Below are 21,617 nucleotides of genomic sequence, written 5' to 3'. Positions count from 1 at the left end.
CGTCCTCGTCCGGCCTAACATGCCCCCGAGAGGGGGTGCCGGATGGCGCGCAGGGGTGGGGAGTTGGAGGCGTTCATCGCCTTCCTGGGCGGGCTGCTGGCGGTCACGCCGCCGGCCCTGGCGATGACGGTCCTGCACGTGCTGCCGAGGTCCGAGCCGTCGCTGCGGGCCGCCGGGATGCTGACGCTCGGCGTGGTCTGGCTGACCGTCACCGTCACGCTCTACCTGCGGCTGCGGGCCCGCCCCGACGGACGGACCCGCTGACACCGGGCAACGGACTCGGCCGTGCCCGGCCCGCCCGGCCCGCCCGCCCCGCTCAGCCCTCGAAGTCCCGTGCCGCGGACAGCTCGTAGGCCCGGTCCGGCTCGCTGAGCGCGGCCAGCACCTCGAACCGCCGGTGCCACTGCCCGACCGACCAGGCCAGCCCGGCCGCCAGCCCCTCGGGGGTGGCCGCGTGCAGCAGGCCCGGCACCGGCGGCACCTCGAACTCGTCGTCCTCGTCGCCGGCCTCGGCCGTGTCCGGGTCGTACGGCGGCTCGGGCGCGTCCGCCTCCCGGTCCAGGCGCCAGTCCACCGCGGCCTCGTTGCCGTCCGGGCCGACGACGAGCAGCTCCTCGTGCTCCTCGTACGCCACCGGGCAGCCGGGCAGCAGCTCCCGCACCACGGCCGGCACCCGGTGCAGCACGCCCTCGGAGAGCACCCGCCCGCCCGCCACCTCGCTGGCCAGCGACACGTGCAGGCGCTCGGCGAGGTCCGCCGCGAGCGCCGGGGCGACCGGCAGCAGCGGGTGGGAGTGCAGGAGCTGGACGAGGTCGGGGGCGTCCGCGACGACCGCCTCGGTGGCGTCGACGACCACCGTGTGCGCCGGGCGGCGGCCGGTCTCCGGGTCCAGCGGCGGCAACGCCCGTACGACGTCCAGGGCTTCGATCCGCCCGGCGTCGACCCGGGCCAGCGCGCTGTGGATGCCGTGCAGCTGGCGGTGGCCGACCTCGGCGTCCGGGTCGGTGAGCCGGTCCAGGACCTCGTCCGGCCCGTGCGGTTCGGCGAGCAGCGCGGCGAGCGTCGTCCGCACGCCGAGGGCGTGCAGGAACTGCTCGTCCAGCGTGGTGCGGGCCTCGTCGTACAGGCCGCGCAGCAGCGGGTCCGCCCCGGCGGCGCGCAGGCCGGCCGGCTCGCGGCCGTCCAGCACCGGGTGGTCGCGCAGCCACCACGCGGTGTACGGCGGCAGGTCGGCGTACGCGCCGTTCGGCAGCAGGGTGCGGACGGGGTTGACGACGGCGTCCCGGTACGGCGGGCGGGCGAGCGCGGCGAGCGCCTCGGGCCAGGCGTCGTCGTCGATCAGGTCGAGGTCGCGGACGGCCAGCAGCTCGGCGGCCACCGGCGGCACGCCCACGGTGTCGCCGTCGTCGGCGTGCAGGGCGTCGAGCGCGTCCTCGGCCCACTCGGCGAGCCCGTCCGGTGCCTCGTCGAGCAGGCCGGTGGGGTGGCCGCCGGCCGCGCGGTCGGCGGGGACGGTCGGGTCGAGGCGCTCCAGGTCGTCCGGGTCGAGCACGACGTCCTCGGCCCGGACCAGGACGAAGTCGGCCAGCACGCCGACCGCGCCGAGCACGTCGGGGCCCCAGCGCTCCAGCAGGTCGTCGTCCACCCAGCCGGCGTCCTCCTCGCGCGCGAGGGCCGCGAACGGGCTGCCGGGGAGCACGAGTTCGCCGGCCCGGGCGGGCTCGCCCTCGTCGTCGAGCAGCGCCAGCCGGGCCAGCCACGGGTGCTCGCCGACGGCCGGGGCGGCGGCCCTGACCAGCGCCAGGACGGCGTCGGCCAGTTCGAGGGCGGCGTCGAGGTCGTCCTCGGCCACCTCGAAGGAGCGGGCGACGGCGGCCCGCACCTCGGGCGTGTCCAGCACGCCGGCCGGGGTCGCGGTGCCGGCGCCCAGCTTGGCCAGCAGCGGGTGCGACGCCTCCGGGTGGGCGAGCCGCAGGTCGAGCGCGGCGAGCGCCCCGGCCAGCGACTCGGGGTAGCCGGGGAAGGCCGCCCAGTCGGCGGCGTCGGAGGGCAGCAGGACGCGCCGCGGCCCGGTGACCGTCCGGCCGTCGGCGAGCGGGACGGGCAGCGCGCCGAGCGCCTCCGGGTCGGCCGCGCCGAGCGCCGCGTACAGGTTGCGCCACCAGGCGGGCTCGCGGTCCAGACCGCCGAGCTGGTCGACCACCTCGGCGAGCGGCACCCGGCGCACGTTCAGCACGCGCAGCTCGGTCCGGCGCTCCAGACCGGCCGGCAGCAGCCCGGGGAAGATCGGCGCCAGCGCCTCGACCACCGAGCCGTCCGCGCCCTCCAGCAGCGTCGCGTCCCGGGGCCGCAGCGCGGGCGTGCCCTCCTCGACCGGCGCCGGGTGCGGCAGGAACGGCGTGCCGGGCAGCCGCTGGAGGATCGCCCCGCGCAGCTCGTTGTCCAGCGCGCCGTCGCCGAGCGGACCGGGCACCAGGCCGAGCGAGCCCAGGTCGCCGCCGCGGGCACGCAGCAGGTCGGCGTAGCTGTCGGCGGCGCGCTCGGTCAGGAAGGCGGCGAGCGGTCCCGGGGCGACGTGCCGGCGGGTGGAGTCCAGCGGGTACGAGGCGATGAGCAGCGCGGGCAGGCCGACCGGCTCGTCGCTCGGCGTCGGCGCGTGCAGGACGGGCAGGACGCCGGGCAGCTGCGGGGTGCCGTCCTCGGCCACCGGGACGGCCCAGGTGACCGTCCAGTACGGGCGGGCGCGCTCCTCGGTGGGGCGGTCGACGAGCAGCTCGGGATCGAGCCGGCCGGAGGCGCCGACGGTCTGCCAGAGCGTCTGCCGGGGGCGGCCGCCCTCGTCGTCCGTGACGGTCACCTCGGTGACGCCGTCGGGGCGCGGCTCGGAGGCGGTGCGGGTGAGCGTGCGGGTGCCGTCCGGGGTCTCCACGACGATCTCGGCGAGGCCGGGGAGGGTGAGCAGCAGCGCGTCGTCGACGGCGATCAGCAGGCGGCGCGTCAGGTCCTCGGCGGCGGCGTCGCGCAGCGGCAGCACGACCACCGTGTCGTAGCCCTCGGGGGCCGGGCCCTCGGCCGCGAACGGCAGCCGCAGCAGCGGGACGTGGCCGTCGCGGCGGCGCAGCTCGTCGGCGAGCGAGGGCTGCGCCTCGGCGAGCGCGCGGGCCTCGCCGAGCGACCAGCGGACGCCGCCCGCGGCGCCGAGCACGGCGGGCTCGTCGGTGACGGCGAGGACGGCGGCGAAGCCGACGCCGAACCGGCCGACGCTGGGCGCCTCGCCGCGCTTGGAGGAGGCGCGCAGGGTGGACAGCGACTCGACGGCGGCGGCGTCGAGCGGGGCGCCGGTGTTGGCGGCGGCGAGCACGCCGTCGGCGAGGGTCAGCCGCAGCCGGCCGGGGCCGCGCCCGGCGCGGACGGCGGCGTCGGCGGCGTTCTGCGCCAACTCGACGACCAGCCGGTCGCGGTAGCCGCCGAGGGCGAGCTCCTCCTCGGCGTTGGCGTCCTCCCGGAACCGGGCCGGCGAGGCGGCCCAGGCGTCCAGCACGCGTCGGCGCAGCACGGCGCTCCCGAAGGGGTCCGCGAGGTGCTCGTCCGTGCCGCTGCCGATGATCCGAGGTTCCACTGGACCTGCCGCCTTCCGCCGCCCTGTACGTCGTAGGGCATTCTTCCCTGCCCCACCGACTGCTCCCGACCACGGCCCGCGCCGCCCCGGGCCCGGACCCCCGCCCGCACCCCCACCGGAGGCACCCCGGAAGACACCTCGGCCCGCCCCCGCGCAGGGCCCACACCACCTCAAACCCCCGCCCACCCCGCCGGAGGCACCCCCACCCCAAACCCCCGCCCACACCCCCGCCGGAGGCGTCCAGAAGACACCACGGCCCGCCCCGCCGGTGCGGCGGGACGGGCCGGAGCGGCACGCGTCAGGAGTGGCCGAGCTCCTCGGCCGGGGCGTCCGGCTCGACCGAGCCGGAGGCGCGGTCCGGGTGGAGCTGCATCGGCTCGACCACCAGCTCGTCCAGGATCAGCTCGGACGGCGCCGGCGGAGCCGGGATCACGGCCGCCTCGGAGTGCCCGCCGCAGCCGTACGCGAAGGAGACGATCTGCCCGTCGGCCGGTCCGAACTCGTTGCCGCACACGCCGAAGGCCTGCCCGAGCGAGCCGCCGATCGGGATCAGGAAGCCGCAGCTGTTGCACGAGGCGGGCGCGGCCTGCGCCATCGGGGTCTGCGGGCCGTGCGCCTTCTCCCAGCGGTCGGCGGCCAGGTGCAGGCCGAGCCGGGAGAGCACCCGGCTGCGGCCCATGCCGAGCTCCTCGGCGACGGCGTTGATCTGCGCGCGGACCGGGGCGGGCTGGACGCCGGTGTCGCTGACGACGACGTCCTCCTCGGCGGCCTGCGCCACCGCGGAGTTCGGCGCGGGCTCGTCCTCGCCGGTCCAGCCGGGCTCCAGGCGCAGGTCGTCGGCGTCGGTGGGGAGCAGGTCGCCGGGTCCCATGTCGCCGGGGCGCAGGCGCTCGCTCCACGGCACCCACTGGGGGGCGAGGACGGCGTCGGGGCCCGGCAGCAGGACGACCTCGTCGAGGGTGACGTTCTTGGCGCGCGGGGCGCGGGCGACGGTGACCGCCCAGTGCCAGCCGCGGTAGGCCGCGTCGAGGCACTCGAAGCTGTGGGTGACGACACGGTCGGCGTCCGCCTGGACACCCAGGTGCGTCCCGACGGCTTCCGCTCCGACCGCCTCTTCGGCGGCCTGGCGGGCGAGTTCGACGGCCTCTGCACAGAGCCGATCGGGGGTACGGCTTCGCATCGCAGCACTCACGGCGTCGATTCTCTCCCAGTTCTTCTGTCGCCCACGGCGTGTTGCCTGTTCCGTCGCGGCTCGGGGTACCTCGTCCATTCTGCGCGACCGGAGGCCGCCGCGGGTACCGACCGCGCCGCTCGTCCGGGCCTGCCGGCGCCGTGGGACCCGGGCGGGCGGACCTTGGGCAGGCTACCCGTCGGTCGGCGCCCCGGCACAGTCCGGGGCTCCGGCGGACCTCCGGGGGCCGCGCCGAGCGGAGCGGAATCCCGCGTCGCAGAAGCGAATCTGGGGCAGGATGGCCTTGTGGCGGACGAAAACCCGTCGCAGCACGCACTGCGCGCCTCGCAGGCCGACGGCCCGGACGAGACGAACGCGGTGCCGCGACAGCAGCCCCCGGTCCACCCTGCGGGCGAACCGCAGCCGGCGGACGGCTCCGGGACGTCCGCGCCCGTCCGGGTCGACCTCACGAAGCACGGCGACGGCCCGGTCGGCGGGCACCCGGGCGAGGACCCCGACGCGGACGTGGAGGAGCCCCCCGGCCCCCACCGCAACTTCCTCGTCCGCGGCGCCTCCGCCGCCGGCGCCCGCACCGGCCGGGTGGTGCACGGCACCGGCCGCCGGATCCGCCGGGCCACGTCGGCCGAGGGCGCGGGCGAGTCGGGCCTCGCGAAGCTGATCGAGCTCCACGCGCTGAACTCCTTCGGCGACATGCTGATCACCATCGCCCTGGCCTCGACGATCTTCTTCTCCGTCCCGACCGGCGAGGCGCGCGGCCGGGTGGCGCTCTACCTGCTGATCACGATGGCCCCGTTCGCCGTCCTCGCCCCCGTGGTCGGCCCGCTGCTGGACCGCCTGCCGCACGGCCGCCGCGCCGCCATGGCGATGTCGATGCTGGCCCGGGCGGTCCTGGCCTGGACGATGGCCGGGGTGATCTCGGGCGGCGGCATCGCGCTGTACCCGGAGGCGCTCGGCGTGCTGGTGGCCTCCAAGGCGTACGGCGTGGTGCGCAGCGTCGTGGTGCCCCGGCTGCTGCCGCACCGGCTGTCCCTGGTGAAGGCGAACTCCCGGGTCACCCTGGCCGGTCTGCTGGCCACCGGCGTGGCCGCCGCGGTGGGCGGGCTGCTGCACCTGATCGGGCCCGGCTGGCCGCTGCGCGGGGCGTTCCTGGTCTTCGTGATCGGCACCCTGATGGCCTTCCACCTGCCGCACACGGTGGACTCGGCGAAGGGCGAGCAGCGGGCCGTGCTGCACGCCGAGGTGCACACCGAGGGCTCGCACCTGATCCACCACAAGCCGCCGCCGGTCAAGACCTCGCTGCGCACGGTCGGCCCGTCGGTGGTGCTGGCGCTGCGGGCGATGGCGGCGATGAAGTGGCTGGTCGGCTTCCTGGTGATGTTCCTGGCGTTCCTGCTGCGCGAGGAGCCGATCGGCGGCCTGCGGCCCACGCTGGCGCTGGGCCTGGTCGCCCTGGCGGCGGGCACGGGCAACGCCTTGGGTTCCGTCCTGGGCTCGTGGCTGCGCACGCGCGGCCCGGAGGCGACGGTCACCGCGATGCTGCTGCTCGCGACGTGCGCGACGGCGGCCTCGGCCCTCTGGTACGGCGTCGTGACGGTGATCATGATCGCCGGGACGGCCGGCATGGCGGCCTCGCTCGGCAAGCTGGCGCTGGACGCGCTGATCCAGCGGGACGTCCCGGAGGCGGTCCGGACCTCGGCGTTCGCCCGTTCGGAGACGCTGATGCAGCTGTCCTGGGTGGCCGGCGGCGCGGTCGGCATCCTGCTGCCGCTCAACGGCGAGCTGGGGCTCTCGGTGGCCGCCTCGGTGGTCGGCCTGGTGCTGCTGTGGACGATCCGTTCGCTGTTCCGGGTGGGCCTGCGCCGGCACCCGACGGCGCCCCGGGTCGCCTGACCGGTGCCCGGCCGACGGGTGAGCGGCGGGTGATCGGCGGGTGATCGGCGCGGGCGGCAACACGCGGTTGCCGACCCCCGCGTAGCGTGATCGGCGAAGCCCGGTAGATTCTGACCCATGAGCCTCGATACCCGTGTCATCGCCGCCCTCGGCGCCGTCGTCGTGATCGGCGCCGGCACGGTCGGCGGGTCCATCGCCTACGCGTCCGGCCAGACCGCGCACAACAGCCACCGCGCCACCCTGACCGTGGGCAACTCCTCGCTCGCCGCGGACCCGCTGTGCTGGAACGACGGCAACCCGCTGACCGAGGACGACCAGCAGAAGTGCCAGGAGACGGCCACCCAGGCCCTCAAGGACGGCACGCTCCCGACCTCGGACGTCGTCGTCAGCGACAACGTCGGCGTCGGCGTCTCGCCGAACGTGGCCGACAAGGGCTGGTGGGCCTTCACCAACGGCGGCACGCAGGCCCAGGGCGGGCGCTACAGCCTGTTCTCCTACGCCAAGAACGCGACCTACTCGGGCTCGCAGTCGGCCGGCAAGCTGCTGAACGCCTCCGGCAAGACGCTGGTGACCGTGGTCGAGGGCGACAAGAACTCGGACAACCCGACCGCCGTCTGGTACTTCCAGCTGAACACCCAGGACAACTGACGGTCCTGCGATGACCGCGCGCGCCGTCGCCGACGGGCACAGCGAGCAGTCGGGCCCCGAGCGGGCCCGGCTGCTCGTCGTCGTCGCGGTGCCCGCCGAGGCCGAGGCGGTCCTGCGGGGCCTGCCGGGCGGGGCGCACGCGCTGCCGCTGCCGCTGCCGGGCGGGGAGCTGCACCGCGCCGGGGCCGTGGACGTCCTGGCGGGCGGGGTCGGTCCGGCCGCCGCTGCGGCCGGCGCCGCGGCGGCCCTCTCGGCGCACCGCTACGGGCTGGTCGTGTCGGCCGGCATCGCGGGCGGGTTCGCCCCGCACGCCCCGGTGGGCGCGACCGTGGTGGCCGACGCGATCGTCGCCGCCGACCTGGGCGCCGAGACCCCCGAGGGCTTCGCCGACGTCGCCGAGCTCGGCTTCGGCACCACCCGGCACACGCCTCCCCCGGCCGCCGTCGCGCTCGCGGCACGGGCGCTGGGGGCCGTCACCGGGCCCGTCCTGACCGTCTCCACCGTCACCGGCAGCGCCGAGCGGGCCGCCGCCCTGACCGCCCGCCACCCGGGCGCCGCGGCCGAGGCGATGGAGGGCTTCGGCGTGGCCGAGGCCGCCGCCCGGTTCGGCGTGCCGGCCTTCGAGCTGCGGACGGTCTCCAACCCGGTGGGCCCGCGCGACCGGGCCGCCTGGCGGATCGGCGACGCCCTGGCCGCGCTGGAGCGGGCCTTCGCCGCGCTGCCCGTCCCCGCACTCGTCGAGACCCTCGCCGAGGCACTCACCGAGGAGGCCGGCCGTGGCTGAACGGCTCAGCATCGCGTACTCGCCCTGCCCGAACGACACCTTCGTCTTCCACGCCTGGGCGCACGGCCTGGTGCCCGGCGCCGACGCCCCCGAGGTGACGTTCGCGGACATCGACGTCACGAACGGGCTGGCCGAGCGCGGCGAGCTGGACGTCCTGAAGATCAGCTACGGCGCCCTGCCGTGGGTCCTGGCGGAGTACACGCTGCTGCCCTGCGGCGGCGCGCTCGGCCGCGGTTGCGGCCCGCTGGTGCTCACCCGGCCGGGCGTGGCGGCCCCCGGGGACCTCACCGGCAAGACCGTGGCGGTGCCGTCCGAGCGGTCCACCGCCTACCTGCTGTTCCGGCTCTGGGCCGCGAAGGCCGTGCCGGGGGGCTTCGGCGAGATCGTCGTCCTGCCGTTCCACGAGATCATGCCCGCCGTCCGGGACGGCCGGGTGGACGCCGGCCTGGTGATCCACGAGGCGCGCTTCACCTACCGGCAGTACGGGCTGCACAGCCTCGCCGACATGGGCGAGGCCTGGGAGCGGGAGACCGGCCTGCCGATCCCGCTCGGCGCGATCGTCGCGAAGCGCTCGCTGGGCGCCGAGCGGCTGCGCGCGCTCACCGACGCGATCCGCGCGTCCGTCCGGCAGGCCTGGGCGGACCCTACGGCCAGCCGGGAGTACGTGCTCGCGCACGCCCAGGAGATGGACCCGGCCGTCGCCGACCAGCACATCGGGCTCTATGTGAACGAGTTCACCGCGGACCTCGGCGAGGAGGGCTACGCGGCCGTCCGCGCGCTGCTCACCCGGGCCGCCGCCGAGGGGCTGGTACCCCCGCTCGACCCGGGTGCGCTCGCGTTCTGACGCCCCTCGGGGCCCTGCTCAGAGGTCGAACTGGTCGGCCACCGCGCGCAGCAGGCCGGCCAGCTTCTGACCCGTCGGCTTCGCCGGGTAGCGGCCGTGCTGCAGGCCGGGGAGCACCGCGTCCAGCGTGGTGATCAGGTCCTGGACGATGGGCGCCATGTCGTCGGCGCTGCGGCGCTGGGCGGCGGCCACCGAGGGCAGGGCCTCCAGCAGCTGCACGGCCATCGCCTGGTCGCCGCGGTGGCCCGCGACCACGCCGAACTCGACCCGCTGGCCCGGCTTCAGACTCGTGACACCGGTGGGCAGCGCCTTGGTGTGGACGAAGACGTCGCCGCCGTCGTCGCGCGACAGGAAGCCGAAGCCCTTCGTCTCGTTGAACCACTTGACCTGGCCGGTGGGCATCTCGAACAGTCCTCGAATGGGTGTGAGGGATCCCGGCCCTGGCCGGGGATCACTGGGTGGTGGAAAGCGCGGGCCGACCTCGGCTCGGCGCCCGTGGGCGCTCATGGTCAGCACGCTGTCAGGAGCAGACTAACGGTCCGTCACTGCCTCATCCGCGTTCCGCGAAAGTTCCGCGGTCCGGCGACTCGGGCCCCTGGGCCCGTGGGGCTCTCGCGATCACGGGAGAGCCGGTACTGGTGCGCCCTGGGCGCGGCTCAGCGCTGTCCATGCGGCTCACACCTCCGGCTCCGGGGAAGTCGGGGCGCGCCACTCGCACCCCTAGGCAACCCGTGCATACCCCCGCTCAGCAGGGATCGAAACTCCCAGCTTCCGGGAAACTGCGCAACGTGACCGAGCCGCTCGTCTGCGAAGCGGTGCGGCGGGAGCCGGGCCGGGAGCACCCCGCCCGGCTCTGCCAGACTGGAGTGCCCCGGCGCGGCCCCTCGCGCCCGGAACGCCCCCGGACACCGGGGGCACGTCCGAAGGCACCCCCGAGCACCCCGAAGCGCCCCCGAGCACCTCCCGAGGAGCAAGCAGAAGTGAGCAGCCAGAGCGCCGACCGCGGCGACGCCTACGTCCGGGCCGGAGCGATCGTCTTCGGCGTGGGCGCGCTCGCCACCCTGGTCACCTTCGTCCCGCTGTTCCTGCACCTCACGCCGCTGCCGACGGCCGCGTACTGGCTCAGCATGCTGATGCCGGCGGGCTTCCTGCTCGCGCTGGTCGGGCTGTTCGTGAACGCGCGTGCCCAGAAGCGCCGCGCGGCCCCGCAGGCGTGACTCGCAGGCGTGACGCGCCCTACGCGCCCAGGTGCCCGGCGAGCCAGGCCGGGAACTCGGTGAGGTCGGCGAGCACCACGTCCGCGCCGGCCGCCCGCAGCTCGTCCGCGCCGTACGGCCCGGTGGCCACGCCCACCGCGACGGCCTCCGCGCGGCGGGCCCCCACGATGTCGCCGAGGTGGTCGCCGACGTAGACCGTCGCGCCGTGCTCGCGCAGCGCGTCGCCCTTGGTCTCCGCCCAGAGGTCGCCGACCAGCGCGTCCGCGTGCAGCTTGGCGTGCTCCAGGTGGAGGCGGGCGTTCGGCTCGTACTTGCCGGTGATCACGGCGACCCGGCCGCCGTGCGCGCGGACGGCCTCGACCGCCGCGTGCGCGCCGGGCAGGGCGACGGTCGGGGCGAAGGCGTACTCCCGGTACAGCTCGCGGTAGCGGGCGGCGGCGCGCTCGACCTCGTCCTCGGGGAACCAGTTGCGGATCTCGTCCAGCAGCGGCGGGCCGAGCCGGGTGACGACGAGGTCGGCGTCGATGGGGGTGCCGGTCTCGGCCGACAGCGCCAGGTACGTGGCGCGGATCCCCGGCCGGGTGTCCAGCAGTGTCATGTCGAGGTCGAAGCCGACGGTGAGCGGGGTGGCGGAAGTCGCGGGCATGGCGCCAGGCTATCCAACGGCCGGTGCGGGGACGAGGCGATTTGCCGGGGCTTCGCGGCGGAACTTAGGTTTACCTGAGTTGTCTGCGGAAGAGGGCCCATGACCGACACCACCGCCGCGCCGCCGCCCGGCCGGCGACGGACCTCCCACCGCCGCATACCGTGGCTCGTCGCCGCGCTGGCCGTCCTGGCCGGCGCGGTGCTGCTGAGCCTCTCGGCCGGCAGCCGCACGATCCCCTTCTCCGAGACGCTCGACGCCCTGCTGCACGGCGGCGCCACCGCCGACGCCGTCGTCGTCCGCGAGCTGCGGGTGCCGCGCACGGTCGTCGGCGTCGCCGTCGGCGCGGCGCTCGGCCTCGCCGGGGCCGTCATGCAGGGCCTCACCCGCAACCCGATCGCCGACCCCGGCATCCTCGGCGTCTCCCAGGGCGCGGCGGCCGGCGTGGTCGTGGCGATCTCCGGCTTCGGGGTCTCGACGCTGACCGGGTACGTCTGGTTCGGGTTCGCGGGCGCCGTGATCGCCACCGTGCTCGTGTACGGCCTCGCCGGGCGCGGGCGCGGCGGCGCGACACCGGTCAAGCTGGCGCTGGCCGGCTCGGCGATCTCCGCCTTCATCGCGTCGCTGAACACGCTGGTGCTCACGACGGACGCCGCGACGATGGACCGGTTCCGGTTCTGGCACGTCGGCTCGCTGTCCGGGCGGACCTCCGACGTGGCCTGGCAGCTGCTGCCCTTCCTGCTGGTCGGGACGGTGCTCGTGGTCGCGGTGGCGCGCGGGCTGGACGCGCTCGCGCTCGGCGAGGACACCGCGAAGGGGCTCGGCGCGAAGACGGGCCTCGTCCGGGCGGTGGGCGCCCTCGGGGCCACCGTGCTGACCGGCTCCGCGGTCGCGGCGGCGGGCCCGATCGCGTTCGTCGGGCTGGCCGTCCCGCACGCGGCGCGGGCCGTCGCGGGGGCCGACAACCGGTGGGTGCTCGCCTTCTCCGCCGTGCTCGGCCCGGCGCTGCTGCTCCTCGCGGACACGCTCGGGCGGGTGCTCTTCCCGCCGTCGGAGGTCCCGGCCGGGGTGATGACGGCGCTCGTGGGCGTCCCGGTGCTGGTCGCGCTGGTGCGGCGGCGCAAGGTGGTGGCGGCGTGACGTCGGTTTCCCTGCGCGGCTACACCGTCGTCCGGGCCGGACGGGCGTCGTTCCTGCTGCACCGGCGCTCGGCCTTCGTCGCGCTCGGGCTGCTGGCGGCACTGGCCGGCACCGTGATCGCCTCGCTGTGCCTCGGCGAGTCCACCGTGTCGCCGGTCGACGTCGTCGAGGTCGTGCTCGGGAAGCCGAACCCGAACGAGCTGGTGGTGGGCGAGTTCCGGCTGCCCCGCATCGTCGTCGGCCTGCTGGTCGGCACCGCGCTCGGGCTGGCCGGGGCGCTCGTCCAGACCGTCGCCCGCAATCCGCTCGCCAGCCCCGACGTCGTCGGCGTCACGTGGGGCGCCACAGCGACCGTCGTCGGCCTCATGGCGTACGGCGTCGTCGGCTCCACCGGCCAGGCCCCGTACGCGGCCGTCCTCGGCGGCCTCGTCGCCGGGGTGCTCGTCTACGCGCTCGCCTGGCGGCGCGGGCTGCACGCGCAGCGCTTCGTCCTCATCGGCATCGGGATCAGCGTCGCGCTCTCCTCGCTGACCTCCGTCTTCCTCACCAAGGGCGACGGCTTCCAGGCACAGGCCGCCAAGGTGTGGATGACGGGCAGCCTCAACGGCTCCGGCTACGACCAGGCCGGCCGGCTCGCCTGGGTGCTGCTCGCCGCCGCGCCCGTCGCCCTGTGGGCGGCGCGGGCGCAGCGCTCGATCTCCTTCGACGACGCGACCGCCGTCGGCCTCGGCCTGCGGCTGGACCGGATCCGGCTCGGCATGGCGCTGCTCGGCACCGTCCTCGCCTCGTGCGCGGCGGGCGCGGCCGGCCCGGTGGACTTCGTCGCCCTGATGGCCCCGCAGATCGCCCTGCGGCTCGCCCGCTCCGCGCAGGTCCCGCTGCTGTGCTCGGCGCTGACCGGCGCCCTGGTCGTCGTCCTCGCCGACCTGATCGCCCGGCGCCTGCTCGCCCCGACCGAACTGCCGGTGGGCGTCGTGACCGGCCTGGTCGGCGCGCCCTACCTGATGTGGCTGCTCGTCCGATCCCGCCGTGGAGGTGCCTGATGGCCGTGCTGGAAGCCCGTGACCTGACCCTCGCCTACGAGGCGCGCACGGTCGTCGAGGGCCTGGACGTCACGGTGCCGGAGGGCCGGGTCACGGTGATCGTCGGCCCGAACGCGTGCGGCAAGTCCACGCTGCTGCGCGCCCTCGGCCGCCTCCTGAAGCCCGCCCGCGGCGCGGTCCTGCTCGACGGCGAGGAGCTGGCGCGCATCCCGACCAAGCGGGTCGCCCAGCGCCTCGGCCTGCTCCCGCAGTCCCCGACCGCCCCCGAGGGCATCTCGGTCGCCGACCTCGTCGCCCGCGGCCGCCAGCCGCACCAGAGCTGGTGGCAGCAGTGGTCCCCGGAGGACGAGGCCGCCGTCGCCGAGGCCCTGGAGCGCACCTCCACGGCCGACCTGGCCGAGCGCAGCATGGACGAGCTCTCCGGCGGCCAGCGCCAGCGCGCCTGGATCGCGATGGCCCTCGCCCAGGGCACCGACGTCCTGCTCCTCGACGAGCCGACGACCTACCTCGACATCGCCCACCAGGTCGAGGTCCTCGACCTGGTCCGCCGCCTCAACGCCGAACGCGCCCGCACGGTCGTCGCCGTCCTCCACGACCTCAATCAGGCCGCCCGCTACGCCGACCACCTGGTGGCCATGCGCGAGGGCCGCATCGTCGCCCAGGGCACCCCGGCGGAGGTCGTGACGGCCGACCTGGTCCGCGAGGTCTTCGGCCTCGACTCGATCGTCGTCCCCGACCCGGTCACCGGCACCCCCCTGGTGGTCCCCGGCGCCCCGTGGACGGCGGCCTGACGGCGAACGGACCGCGCCACGTCCTTCCGGGGGCGGGCGGCGCGGGCGGGTGTCGGGTGGCAATTCGGACATAATCGGCAGGGTTCGTCTCCCCCGTCGTCCGACCGTCCGAGGAATCGCCGATGCACCGGATCACCCGTCGCGCACTGCTGGTCGGGCTGGGTGGGGCCGCCCTTGCCGGGTGTACGACGAATCGGGCGGGGGGCTCGGGGACGGACGGGGTCCCGGCGGGCGGGTCGGGTGCGGCGGTGCCTCCGGTGACGGTGAACACCGCGGTCGGGCCGGTGGTCGTGCCGGGTGCGCCACTGCGGGTCGTCGCGCTCGACACGGACGTGTTCGACTCGGCGCTCACCCTCGGGATCGCGCCGATCGGGGCCGCGCGGCCCGCGTTGGACGCGCACTACCCGGAGTACTGGCCGCAGTCCCGGACGGCCGCGATCGCGTACGTCGGGCCGGCCGGGGCGCCCGACCTCGCGACGATCCGGTCGCTGCGGCCGGACCTGATCCTGTCCAACCAGATGCGGGACGGCGACCGCTACGACGCCCTGCGGGAGCTGGCGCCCACCGTGCTCACCCAGACCACGGGCGCCCCCTGGAAGGCCAACTTCCAGTTGCACGCCCAGGCGTTGAGCCGGCAGGCGGCCGCCGCGGCCTTCGTCGGCTCGTACCAGCGGCACGTCTCGCAGGTGACGGCCGCGCTCTCGGACGCGAAGGTGTCCGGGCGGAAGGTGAGCCTCGTGCGGTTCGTCGAGGGCGGCGGGATCCGGCTGTACGGCAAGCAGAGCTTCCCGGGGGTGGTGCTGTCGGACGCGGGCATCGGGCGGCCGGACGCGCAGAACGTCGACCAGTCCGACTTCGAGGTCCCGCTCGACCAGATCGCCAGGGCGGACGGCGACCTCCTGCTCTACGGGGCGTACGGCGATCCGGAGCGGTCCGGCGCCGGCACCGTTCTGGCGAGCTCCGCGTGGCAGGCGCTCGGCGCCGTGAAGGCGCACCGGGCCTTCCCCGTCGACGACCAGCTGTGGTTCGAGGGCATCGGGTACACGGGTGCCAACTACATGCTGGACGAGTTGCAGCGCTTCCTGGGGGCGTGACGTCCGGGTCACGAACCGCCGAGTGCCGCACGGAGCTTGGCCCGCAGCAGCCGCACGGCCGGCGAGTGCCGGTCACGACGGGCGACGAGGCCCAGGCGGGCGTGAACGGCCGCGTCCTTGAGGGGAATGACGCGCAGCGTCGGGACGCCGACGGCGGACGACGGGCTCAGGACGGCCACGCCCGCGCCGCGTTCGGCGAGGCGCAGGAGCGTGGTCGGCGAGCCGGCCTCGATGTCCACGCGGGGTTCCAGGCCGAGTTGGAGGCACGAGCGGTCGTAGGCGGCGCGGATCCCGGTGCCCCTGGTCAGGCCGAGGATCTTCTCGCCGGTTCGGAGGTCGGCGAGGCGGACGGTCTTGCGGTCGAGCGGGTGCCCGATCGGCACGACGGCGGCGATCGGCTCGTCGACGAAGACGCTCACGTCGAGCTCGGGGTCGGCCTCGCCCGCGAATCCGATCAGCGCGAGGTCGAGGGTGCGGGCGAGGACGTGGGACTGGAGGAGCTCGGAGTCGTCCTCGTGCAGGCTGAGTTCGATCCCGGGGTGCGTACGGCCGAGGTCGGCGACGACGTCGAGGAACGGCGGGATCGAGCAGCCCGTGATCATGCCCAGGCGCACGCGCCCGCGCACGGCCTCCGCGAACTCGGCGGCGGTGTGCTGGATGTCGTCGAGCGTGGCGAGGGCGTTCTTGGCCAGCGGGAGGATCGCCTCGCCGGCGGGGGTGAGGCGGATGCCTCCCCGGCTGGCGCGTTCGAGGAGCTGCTGGCCCAACTCGCGTTCCAGCTTGCCGACTTGGGTGCTGATGCCGGACTGGCTCACATGCAGGCGAGCGGCGGCAGCGGTGAAGGAGCCCTCGTCGACGACGGCGGCGAAGTAGCGCAGCTGGTGCATCTCCATAACTGGCGATGATAGCTGGCATTCGATCTATCTGTTGGACGGATGGGTGGATACCGGCGGACCATGGAGGCATGACGACGACGAAGAGTGCACGCGAGATCGCCGAGACCTACTTCGCCTCCTGGGAGGCCGGCGACTTCGAGGCGGTGCGGGAACTGCTGGCGGAGGACGTGGACTTCGTGGGCGCGCTCGGCACCGCCTCGGGGGTCGAGGAGGCCCTGGGCGGGCTGAAGGGTCTCGGGCAGGTGCTGGAGAAGATCGACGTCCAGGTCCGGGTCGCCGACGGCGACGACGTGATCACCTGGTACGACCTGCACACGAGCATTGCCCCGGCGACGCCCACGGTGAACTGGATGCACATCGAGAACGGCAGGATCACGCGAATCCGCGTGACCTTCGACCCGCGCGAACTGCTGGCGGGCTTCGCCAAGTAGGCGGCCGCGGGAAGTCGGCCTCACCGACTTCCCGCGCCGAACAACTCCTCCAAGTGGTACTCCAGGATCGCCACCGCCTCCTCCCCGCCGCGCTGGCCGCCCAGCACGCTCGACCCCAGCCCGTTGACCATGGCCAGCAGCCCGGCGGCCGTCACCGCCGCGTCCTTCCCCTCCCCGATCTCCCCCGCCTCCTGCGCCGCGCGGATCTGCTTCGCCAGGAAGCCCTCCAGCAGATCCGGCTGGAGCGGGCCCTTCTTCTCCATGGCCCCCGGATCGCTCAGCACGAGCGTGTAGTACGCCGCATACGTCCGCGTGATGCGCCGGCTCTCGGCGTCCGTCGGCAGGATGCACGCCAGGATCGCCGTCACGATGCTCCGCGGCGTGGGCGGCGACCCGGCCTCCTTGATCCACCGCTCCATCCGGGCCTGGAGCTGGACCCCGAGCCTCGCCAGGGCATCCAGCAGCAGCCCGTCCTTCGTCGTGAAGTAGTACTGCACCAGCCGCAGCGACACCCCGGCCTCCGCCGCGACCGCCCGCATGCTCGCCGCCTGCAGGCCCTGGGTGTCGGCGATGCGCAGCAGGGCCTCGGCGATCTGCCGGCGCCGTTCCTCGTGGTCGGCCTTCTCCGCCATCCCGCGAACTTCCTCTCCACCGATCCTGGTACACCCGTATCATGCCTGTGATACACATGTACCATGCGAATCAGCGAGTTCAGGAACGCCCGGGCCGAGTCCCGCTTCCGCGCCGCCTACGAGCGCACGTTCGCGTCCCTGTGGCCCGGCCCGACGACCGCGATCGACGTCCCCACCGCGTTCGGCACCACCCGCGTCCACCGCACCGGGACCGAGCACGGCGAGCCGCTCGTCCTCCTGCCCGGATCCGGCGGCAACTCGCTGATGTGGCACCGGTACGTGCAGGCGCTCGCCGAACGGCACCCCGTCATCGCCGTCGACACCATCGGCGAACCCGGTGCGAGCGTCCAGACCGCTCCCCTGCACGACGGCCGCGACGCCGCCGCCTGGCTCGACGAACTCCTCACCGCACTCGACACGCCCTCCGCCCGTCTCGTCGGGTGCTCGTACGGAGGCTGGATCGCGATCAACCACGCCATCCACCACCCCGATCGCGTCGCCGGCCTCACGCTCCTCGACCCGGCGGGCATGGCCGACCTCGGGTGGCGCTTCTACGCCTGGGTGATCGCCGGCGGCCTCGCCGGCCTCGCCCCGAGGGCACTTCGCCCCCGCCTGGCACGAGTGGTCGGGAACAGCACCATCCTCGAAACGGAACTGATGGCCCTGATGAAGGCCACGATGGGCTTCCGCCGCCGGCTCCCCCTCGCCCACACCTTCACCGACGAAGAACTGGGACGCCTGCACACCCCGACCCACGTCCTCCTCGGCGAGCGCAGCGCCCTGCACGACTCCCGGGCCGTATCGGCCCGCCTCCGCGAGTTGCTGCCCACGGCCCGCATCGAACTCGTCCCCGACGCCGGGCACGCCCTGACCACCGACCAGCCGGAGCTGATCACGGCCCGGATCCTCGACGCCCCGGCGCACAAGAACGGTGCGGCCCCTCGCTCCGGTGCGTGAGCGAGGGGCCGCGTCGGCTACGCCGCCGCCACGGCGGCTTCGCGCCAGGTGGCGATGAGGTGGGCCGCCTTGGCCTCGAAGGCCGGGTCACGCCAGGCGCCCGGCATGCCGATCACGGCCGGCAGCTTGAAGTCGCCGTGGTCCCGGTGGGTGACCCGCACGACGTCCCCGGAATCGGGGCGGTTGCGGTTCTTCACGACCTCGACGCTGGTGACGTCCGCCCAGGCGAACCGCTTGCCGGAGCCCAGTACACCGGTCCACCGGATCTCACGCTCGTCGAAGCTCACGCTGGTGAAGACGCCGTTCACCTGGAGGAGTCCACCGGCGATCAGGAGAACGCCGAAGGCCATGCCGACGGCGGTCCGGGCGGACAACGGGAAGAGCGAACCGCGGTACACCAGGTAGGCACCGCCGGCCAGGAAGAGCGTCGAGAAGATCCACTGACGGCGCAGCTGCGCCGGGGGAAGACGGTACGTCACGTGTTTCACCAGCGGATCTTGGCAGGCCCGGCCGACCTGAGGAAGCGTCACCAGCGTGCCTTCCCTGCCTCAATCGCCCGAGCGGATCGGCTCCCCCGTGCGGTGCAGGTGGGCGAGGATCTCGCGGTACGAACGGAACAGGCCCACCTCGTAGTACGGGATGCCCTTCTCCGCGCAGAACGCGCGGGTGATCCGCGCCGCCCGTCCGAGCGCGGGCGTCGGCATGCTGGGGAAGAGGTGGTGCTCCACCTGGTAGTTGAGGCCGCCCATCACGGCGTCGACGGCGAGGCCGCCACGGACGTTGCGCGACGTGAGCACCTGGCGGCGCAGGAAGTCGAGCCGCATCTCCGGCGTGACCATCAGCATGCCCTTGTGGTTCGGGGCGAACACGCAGCCCAGGTAGACGCCGAGCAGCGCCTGGTGGACGGCGAGGAACGCCACCGCCTTGCCCACCGGGAGCGCGGCGAGGACGAGCCCGAAGTAGCCGGCGAAGTGGGCCACCAGCAGCGCACCCTCCAGCCACGGCCGCTTCACCGCGGGACCGCGCAGCGCACGGAAGCTGTTGAAGCTGAGGTTGAGGCCCTCCAGCAGGAGCAGCGGGAAGAACAGGAACGCCTGCCGGCGCCCGATGAACCGGGCGAGCCCGCTCGCCTGCCGGGCCTGCCGCCGGGACCAGACGACGAGGTCGGGGGCGACGTCCGGGTCGCGCTCCTCGTGGTTGGGGTTGGCGTGGTGGCGGGTGTGCTTGTTCATCCACCAGCCGTAGCTCATCCCCATCAGCAGGTTCGCGGCGATCCGGCCGCCGATCTCGCTCGGCACGCGCCGGGAGAACACCTGCCGGTGCGCCAGGTCGTGGGACAGCAGGCCGATCTGGGCGAACACGACGGACATCGCCGCCGCCAGACCGAGCTGCCACCAGGTGTCGCCCAGCGCGAACAGGGCGCACCAGCCGCCGACGAACGCGGCGAGCACCAGCGCGGCACGGGCGGCGTAGTAACCGTGCCGCCGGGCGAGCAGGCCCTCGGCGGCGATCCGGCGGCTCAACTGGGCGAAGTCGCTGCCGCCGGTCTCCGGCTGCGGGGCGAGGGCCTCGGGCGCGACCGTCATCGTCGCGGGCTGTGTGGGCATGCCCCGAGTCTGGTTCTCCGGGGCGCCCCGGAGAACGGGGAAATCACCCGTCCCGTACGGGTGTTAACCCCCCTGTCCTCCCCCGGGACAGCCTCACCCCTCCTCCGCCTGGTGGCGAAGAGAGCCTCGAAGGTGTCGCCGCAGCACCACTCGATCGCCAGGACGGCCGTACTCTTCGCGTGGCAGCGGCCGGTTGGCGCGCAGGCGGATCGAAGCAGAGGCCCGCCCAGAGTGGTGTCGCCTCCCTTGGATACAGTTCGCGCACGCGTCGGCCGTATGTTCCACACTCGGACACCAAACGGACCGGCGCGCTCCGCACAACTGATGGGGGACCAGCAGTGCCCAGAAAGCGTCGGGTCGGCCTCGCCGCCGCACTCGTGAGCTCGACCGCCGTCGTGGCCGGGCTGCCGGCCGTGGCCGCGCACGCCGACACCGAGTTCCTGTACGTGATCAAGACTCACAAGGCCTGCTCGGACAGCGGACCGGGGACGCAGAACCAACCGTTCTGCAGCATCCAGGCCGCCGCCGACGTGGTGCAGCCGGGCCAGACCGTGCTCGTCTCCGGCACCGACTACACGGAACAGGTCACGCTGAAGCGATCGGGCACCGCGGACCACCCGATCGCCTTCCAGGGCGAGAAGCGCGCCAACCCCAAGGAGCCGCGCACCCGGATCCGCCCGGGCGGGTACCCCTCGACGGCGAAGGCCCCCCACGCCTTCCTGGCGTCCGGGGTGCACGACATCGCGATCAGGAACTTCTCCATCGACCAGCCCGCGGACGAGGCGGTGCTCGTCCAGGACTCCGAGCGGATCACGGTCGACGGCAACAGCGTGCTGTGGGCGGGGATGCAGATCACGGGCGGGGCGCCGGGCGCCCCGGCCGGCTACACGCCGGGCATCCGCCTCACCGGGAAGACCCGCGACGTCACGGTCAGCCGCAACCAGATCGCCGGCAGCGGCCGGGCGGGCGTGGCCGTCGACCCCGGGGTGACCGGGAGCATCATCACCACCAACGCGTTCACCGGGATCGGCCCCGCGGCGGGCTCGAACGTGATCGTCGCCGACGGCGCACCCGGCACGGTCGTCAACAGCAACACGATCGGCGGCACCTGCGGCACCGGCATCACGCTCAGCGGCGGCTCCACCGGCTCGACGGTGGTGAACAACATCGTCAAGATCTTCCGGAAGTGCGACCCCAACGTCGGGATCGGACTCGCGGTGTCCCCGGAGTCCGTCGCCGGCACCAGGGCCGACTACAACGTGGTGTACGCGGACGGCCCGGCCGACTACGTCTACGACTGGAACGGCATCTTCTACAAGACGCCCGCCGACTTCGCCGCGGCCACCGGCCAGGCCAAGCACGACCTGGCGGTCGACCCCAAGATCTTCACCGCCCCCGCCTCCCTGGAGGACCTGACCCCCACCACCGACACCGCGGCGATGGACTCGGCCGACGCCACCGCGCCCGGCCAGCTCGACACCGACATCTACGGCAACCCGCGCGTCGACGACCCGCTCGTGCCCAACACCGGCACCGGTGTGGGCTACCACGACCGCGGGGCGGTCGAGTACCAGAACCCGTTCGCCGTCTCGCTGACCCTCACGACCGGCCAGTACGGACACCCCCTGGACGCCGAGTTCGGCGGCGGCACGACCTCGCCCTGGTCCCCCGCCACCACCACGCTGGACTTCGGGGACGGCAGCCCGGTCGTGACCGCGCCGGCCTTCCCGCTGACGCACACCTACGCCGAGGGCCACCACACCGCCACCCTCACCGCGACCGACGGCAACGGCACCGTCAAGACGACCACCAGGGACGTCGACACGACGATCGGTCCGCTCACCGCCGGAATCGGGGCCTCCCACTCTGCGACGGACCCCAGGAACGCCTGGGCGTACCTCTCCTTCAACAGCCAGTGGACGGTGACCGGTTACAGCGTCGACTGGGGCGACGGCACCATCGAGACCACCCCGGGGGCGCCTCACCCCGGTGGCATGGTCCGGCACAACTACACCAAGCCCGGCCGTTACCTCGTGCGGTTCACCATCAACGACGACCACGGCCGCACCGCGAAGGCCGACGGCCTCATCAGCGTCAACGTCCCCGATCCGGGTGACCGGGCGATCGCCGGCCGCTGGAGCACCGGCAAGCCCGCCGCCAACGGCCTCTTCAACAACGGCACCTGGGCA

The 21,617-nt window shown here is 74.5% G+C and carries 21 protein-coding genes; 13 read left to right on the top strand and 8 right to left on the bottom strand.

The features are described from left to right. The first annotated feature begins 42 nt into the window (after positions 1 to 42). Entirely contained in the window at positions 43 to 264 is a 222-nt protein-coding gene (locus ACFXDE_RS34055; RefSeq protein WP_380435525.1) for a hypothetical protein, read from the top strand. A 52-nt stretch (positions 265 to 316) separates the two neighbouring features. Here the strand turns inward: ACFXDE_RS34055 and ACFXDE_RS34050 are convergent, their stop codons facing one another. Further along, complete coding sequence (locus ACFXDE_RS34050; RefSeq protein WP_380498363.1) at positions 317 to 3,619, bottom strand: sacsin N-terminal ATP-binding-like domain-containing protein; 3,303 nt, start codon at positions 3,617 to 3,619, stop codon at positions 317 to 319. Between the two features lie 298 nt (positions 3,620 to 3,917). Beyond that, positions 3,918 to 4,799, bottom strand: a complete 882-nt coding sequence (locus ACFXDE_RS34045; RefSeq protein WP_380435521.1) for a DUF3027 domain-containing protein — start codon at positions 4,797 to 4,799, stop codon at positions 3,918 to 3,920. A 516-nt stretch (positions 4,800 to 5,315) separates the two neighbouring features. Here ACFXDE_RS34045 and ACFXDE_RS34040 point away from each other — a divergent pair. From ACFXDE_RS34040 to ACFXDE_RS34025, 4 genes are all read left to right on the top strand, one after another. Continuing rightward, positions 5,316 to 6,701, top strand: a complete 1,386-nt coding sequence (locus ACFXDE_RS34040) for an MFS transporter (RefSeq protein WP_380498378.1) — start codon at positions 5,316 to 5,318, stop codon at positions 6,699 to 6,701. A 117-nt stretch (positions 6,702 to 6,818) separates the two neighbouring features. Beyond that, positions 6,819 to 7,349 carry a hypothetical protein gene (locus tag ACFXDE_RS34035; RefSeq protein WP_380435519.1) on the top strand — a complete coding sequence of 177 codons (531 nt, stop codon included), beginning with the start codon at positions 6,819 to 6,821 and terminating at the stop codon, positions 7,347 to 7,349. A gap of 10 nt (positions 7,350 to 7,359) precedes the next feature. Beyond that, entirely contained in the window at positions 7,360 to 8,133 is a 774-nt protein-coding gene (locus ACFXDE_RS34030; RefSeq protein ID WP_380498362.1) for a futalosine hydrolase, read from the top strand. After that, a complete protein-coding gene (locus ACFXDE_RS34025; protein WP_380498361.1) occupies positions 8,126 to 8,977 on the top strand; it encodes a 1,4-dihydroxy-6-naphthoate synthase in 852 nt (283 codons plus the stop codon). The genes ACFXDE_RS34030 and ACFXDE_RS34025 overlap by 8 nt, the downstream gene beginning before the upstream one ends. Before the next feature lie 18 nt (positions 8,978 to 8,995). Here ACFXDE_RS34025 and ACFXDE_RS34020 read toward each other — a convergent pair whose 3' ends face one another. Then, complete coding sequence (locus ACFXDE_RS34020) at positions 8,996 to 9,379, bottom strand: cold-shock protein (RefSeq protein WP_359967648.1); 384 nt, start codon at positions 9,377 to 9,379, stop codon at positions 8,996 to 8,998. A 578-nt stretch (positions 9,380 to 9,957) separates the two neighbouring features. Between ACFXDE_RS34020 and ACFXDE_RS34015 the strand changes: the two genes are divergently transcribed. Next, positions 9,958 to 10,194: a hypothetical protein gene (locus tag ACFXDE_RS34015; protein ID WP_380498360.1), complete on the top strand. Its 237-nt coding sequence runs from the start codon at positions 9,958 to 9,960 to the stop codon at positions 10,192 to 10,194. A 19-nt stretch (positions 10,195 to 10,213) separates the two neighbouring features. Here ACFXDE_RS34015 and ACFXDE_RS34010 read toward each other — a convergent pair whose 3' ends face one another. Then, positions 10,214 to 10,840 (bottom strand): HAD family hydrolase, encoded by a 627-nt coding sequence (locus ACFXDE_RS34010; RefSeq protein WP_380435512.1) that lies wholly within the window; start codon positions 10,838 to 10,840, stop codon positions 10,214 to 10,216. Positions 10,841 to 10,939: 99 nt separating this feature from the next. Between ACFXDE_RS34010 and ACFXDE_RS34005 the strand changes: the two genes are divergently transcribed. The 4 genes from ACFXDE_RS34005 to ACFXDE_RS33990 all read left to right on the top strand — a co-directional run bounded on the left by ACFXDE_RS34005 (position 10,940) and on the right by ACFXDE_RS33990 (position 14,905). After that, positions 10,940 to 11,977, top strand: a complete 1,038-nt coding sequence (locus ACFXDE_RS34005) for a FecCD family ABC transporter permease (RefSeq protein WP_380498359.1) — start codon at positions 10,940 to 10,942, stop codon at positions 11,975 to 11,977. After that, a complete protein-coding gene (locus ACFXDE_RS34000; RefSeq protein WP_380498358.1) occupies positions 11,974 to 13,020 on the top strand; it encodes a FecCD family ABC transporter permease in 1,047 nt (348 codons plus the stop codon). The genes ACFXDE_RS34005 and ACFXDE_RS34000 overlap by 4 nt, the downstream gene beginning before the upstream one ends. Further along, positions 13,020 to 13,811 (top strand): ABC transporter ATP-binding protein, encoded by a 792-nt coding sequence (locus tag ACFXDE_RS33995; protein ID WP_380498357.1) that lies wholly within the window; start codon positions 13,020 to 13,022, stop codon positions 13,809 to 13,811. Before ACFXDE_RS34000 ends, ACFXDE_RS33995 begins: the two co-directional genes overlap by 1 nt. Positions 13,812 to 14,068: 257 nt before the next feature. Further along, positions 14,069 to 14,905, top strand: a complete 837-nt coding sequence (locus ACFXDE_RS33990; RefSeq protein WP_380498356.1) for an ABC transporter substrate-binding protein — start codon at positions 14,069 to 14,071, stop codon at positions 14,903 to 14,905. A gap of 8 nt (positions 14,906 to 14,913) precedes the next feature. Here ACFXDE_RS33990 and ACFXDE_RS33985 read toward each other — a convergent pair whose 3' ends face one another. Next, the gene (locus ACFXDE_RS33985; RefSeq protein ID WP_380498355.1) at positions 14,914 to 15,798 is read right to left on the bottom strand and encodes a LysR family transcriptional regulator; all 885 of its coding nucleotides are present in this window, start codon (positions 15,796 to 15,798) and stop codon (positions 14,914 to 14,916) included. 71 nt (positions 15,799 to 15,869) lie between these two features. Here ACFXDE_RS33985 and ACFXDE_RS33980 point away from each other — a divergent pair, with 71 nt between their 5' ends. Further along, positions 15,870 to 16,232 (top strand): nuclear transport factor 2 family protein, encoded by a 363-nt coding sequence (locus ACFXDE_RS33980; protein ID WP_380435500.1) that lies wholly within the window; start codon positions 15,870 to 15,872, stop codon positions 16,230 to 16,232. Between the two features lie 20 nt (positions 16,233 to 16,252). Here the strand turns inward: ACFXDE_RS33980 and ACFXDE_RS33975 are convergent, their stop codons facing one another. Further along, positions 16,253 to 16,864: a TetR/AcrR family transcriptional regulator gene (locus tag ACFXDE_RS33975; RefSeq protein ID WP_380498354.1), complete on the bottom strand. Its 612-nt coding sequence runs from the start codon at positions 16,862 to 16,864 to the stop codon at positions 16,253 to 16,255. 63 nt (positions 16,865 to 16,927) lie between these two features. Here ACFXDE_RS33975 and ACFXDE_RS33970 point away from each other — a divergent pair, with 63 nt between their 5' ends. Further along, entirely contained in the window at positions 16,928 to 17,821 is an 894-nt protein-coding gene (locus ACFXDE_RS33970; protein ID WP_380498353.1) for an alpha/beta fold hydrolase, read from the top strand. 17 nt (positions 17,822 to 17,838) lie between these two features. Here the strand turns inward: ACFXDE_RS33970 and ACFXDE_RS33965 are convergent, their stop codons facing one another. Both ACFXDE_RS33965 and ACFXDE_RS33960 read right to left on the bottom strand, forming a co-directional pair. Further along, positions 17,839 to 18,309, bottom strand: a complete 471-nt coding sequence (locus ACFXDE_RS33965) for a hypothetical protein (RefSeq protein ID WP_380498352.1) — start codon at positions 18,307 to 18,309, stop codon at positions 17,839 to 17,841. 60 nt (positions 18,310 to 18,369) lie between these two features. Next, complete coding sequence (locus tag ACFXDE_RS33960; protein ID WP_380435756.1) at positions 18,370 to 19,407, bottom strand: fatty acid desaturase family protein; 1,038 nt, start codon at positions 19,405 to 19,407, stop codon at positions 18,370 to 18,372. A 359-nt stretch (positions 19,408 to 19,766) separates the two neighbouring features. On the opposite strand from ACFXDE_RS33960, the gene ACFXDE_RS33955 reads away from it, so the two are divergent. Then, on the top strand, positions 19,767 to 21,617 hold a 1,851-nt coding region (locus tag ACFXDE_RS33955; RefSeq protein WP_380498351.1), incomplete at its 3' end, for a PKD domain-containing protein.

Origin of the sequence: Kitasatospora sp. NPDC059408 (assembly GCF_042751525.1) — a bacterium.
In the GTDB taxonomy this organism is placed as follows: Bacteria; Actinomycetota; Actinomycetes; order Streptomycetales; family Streptomycetaceae; genus Kitasatospora.
This window is presented reverse-complemented; position numbering and strand designations above follow the sequence as displayed.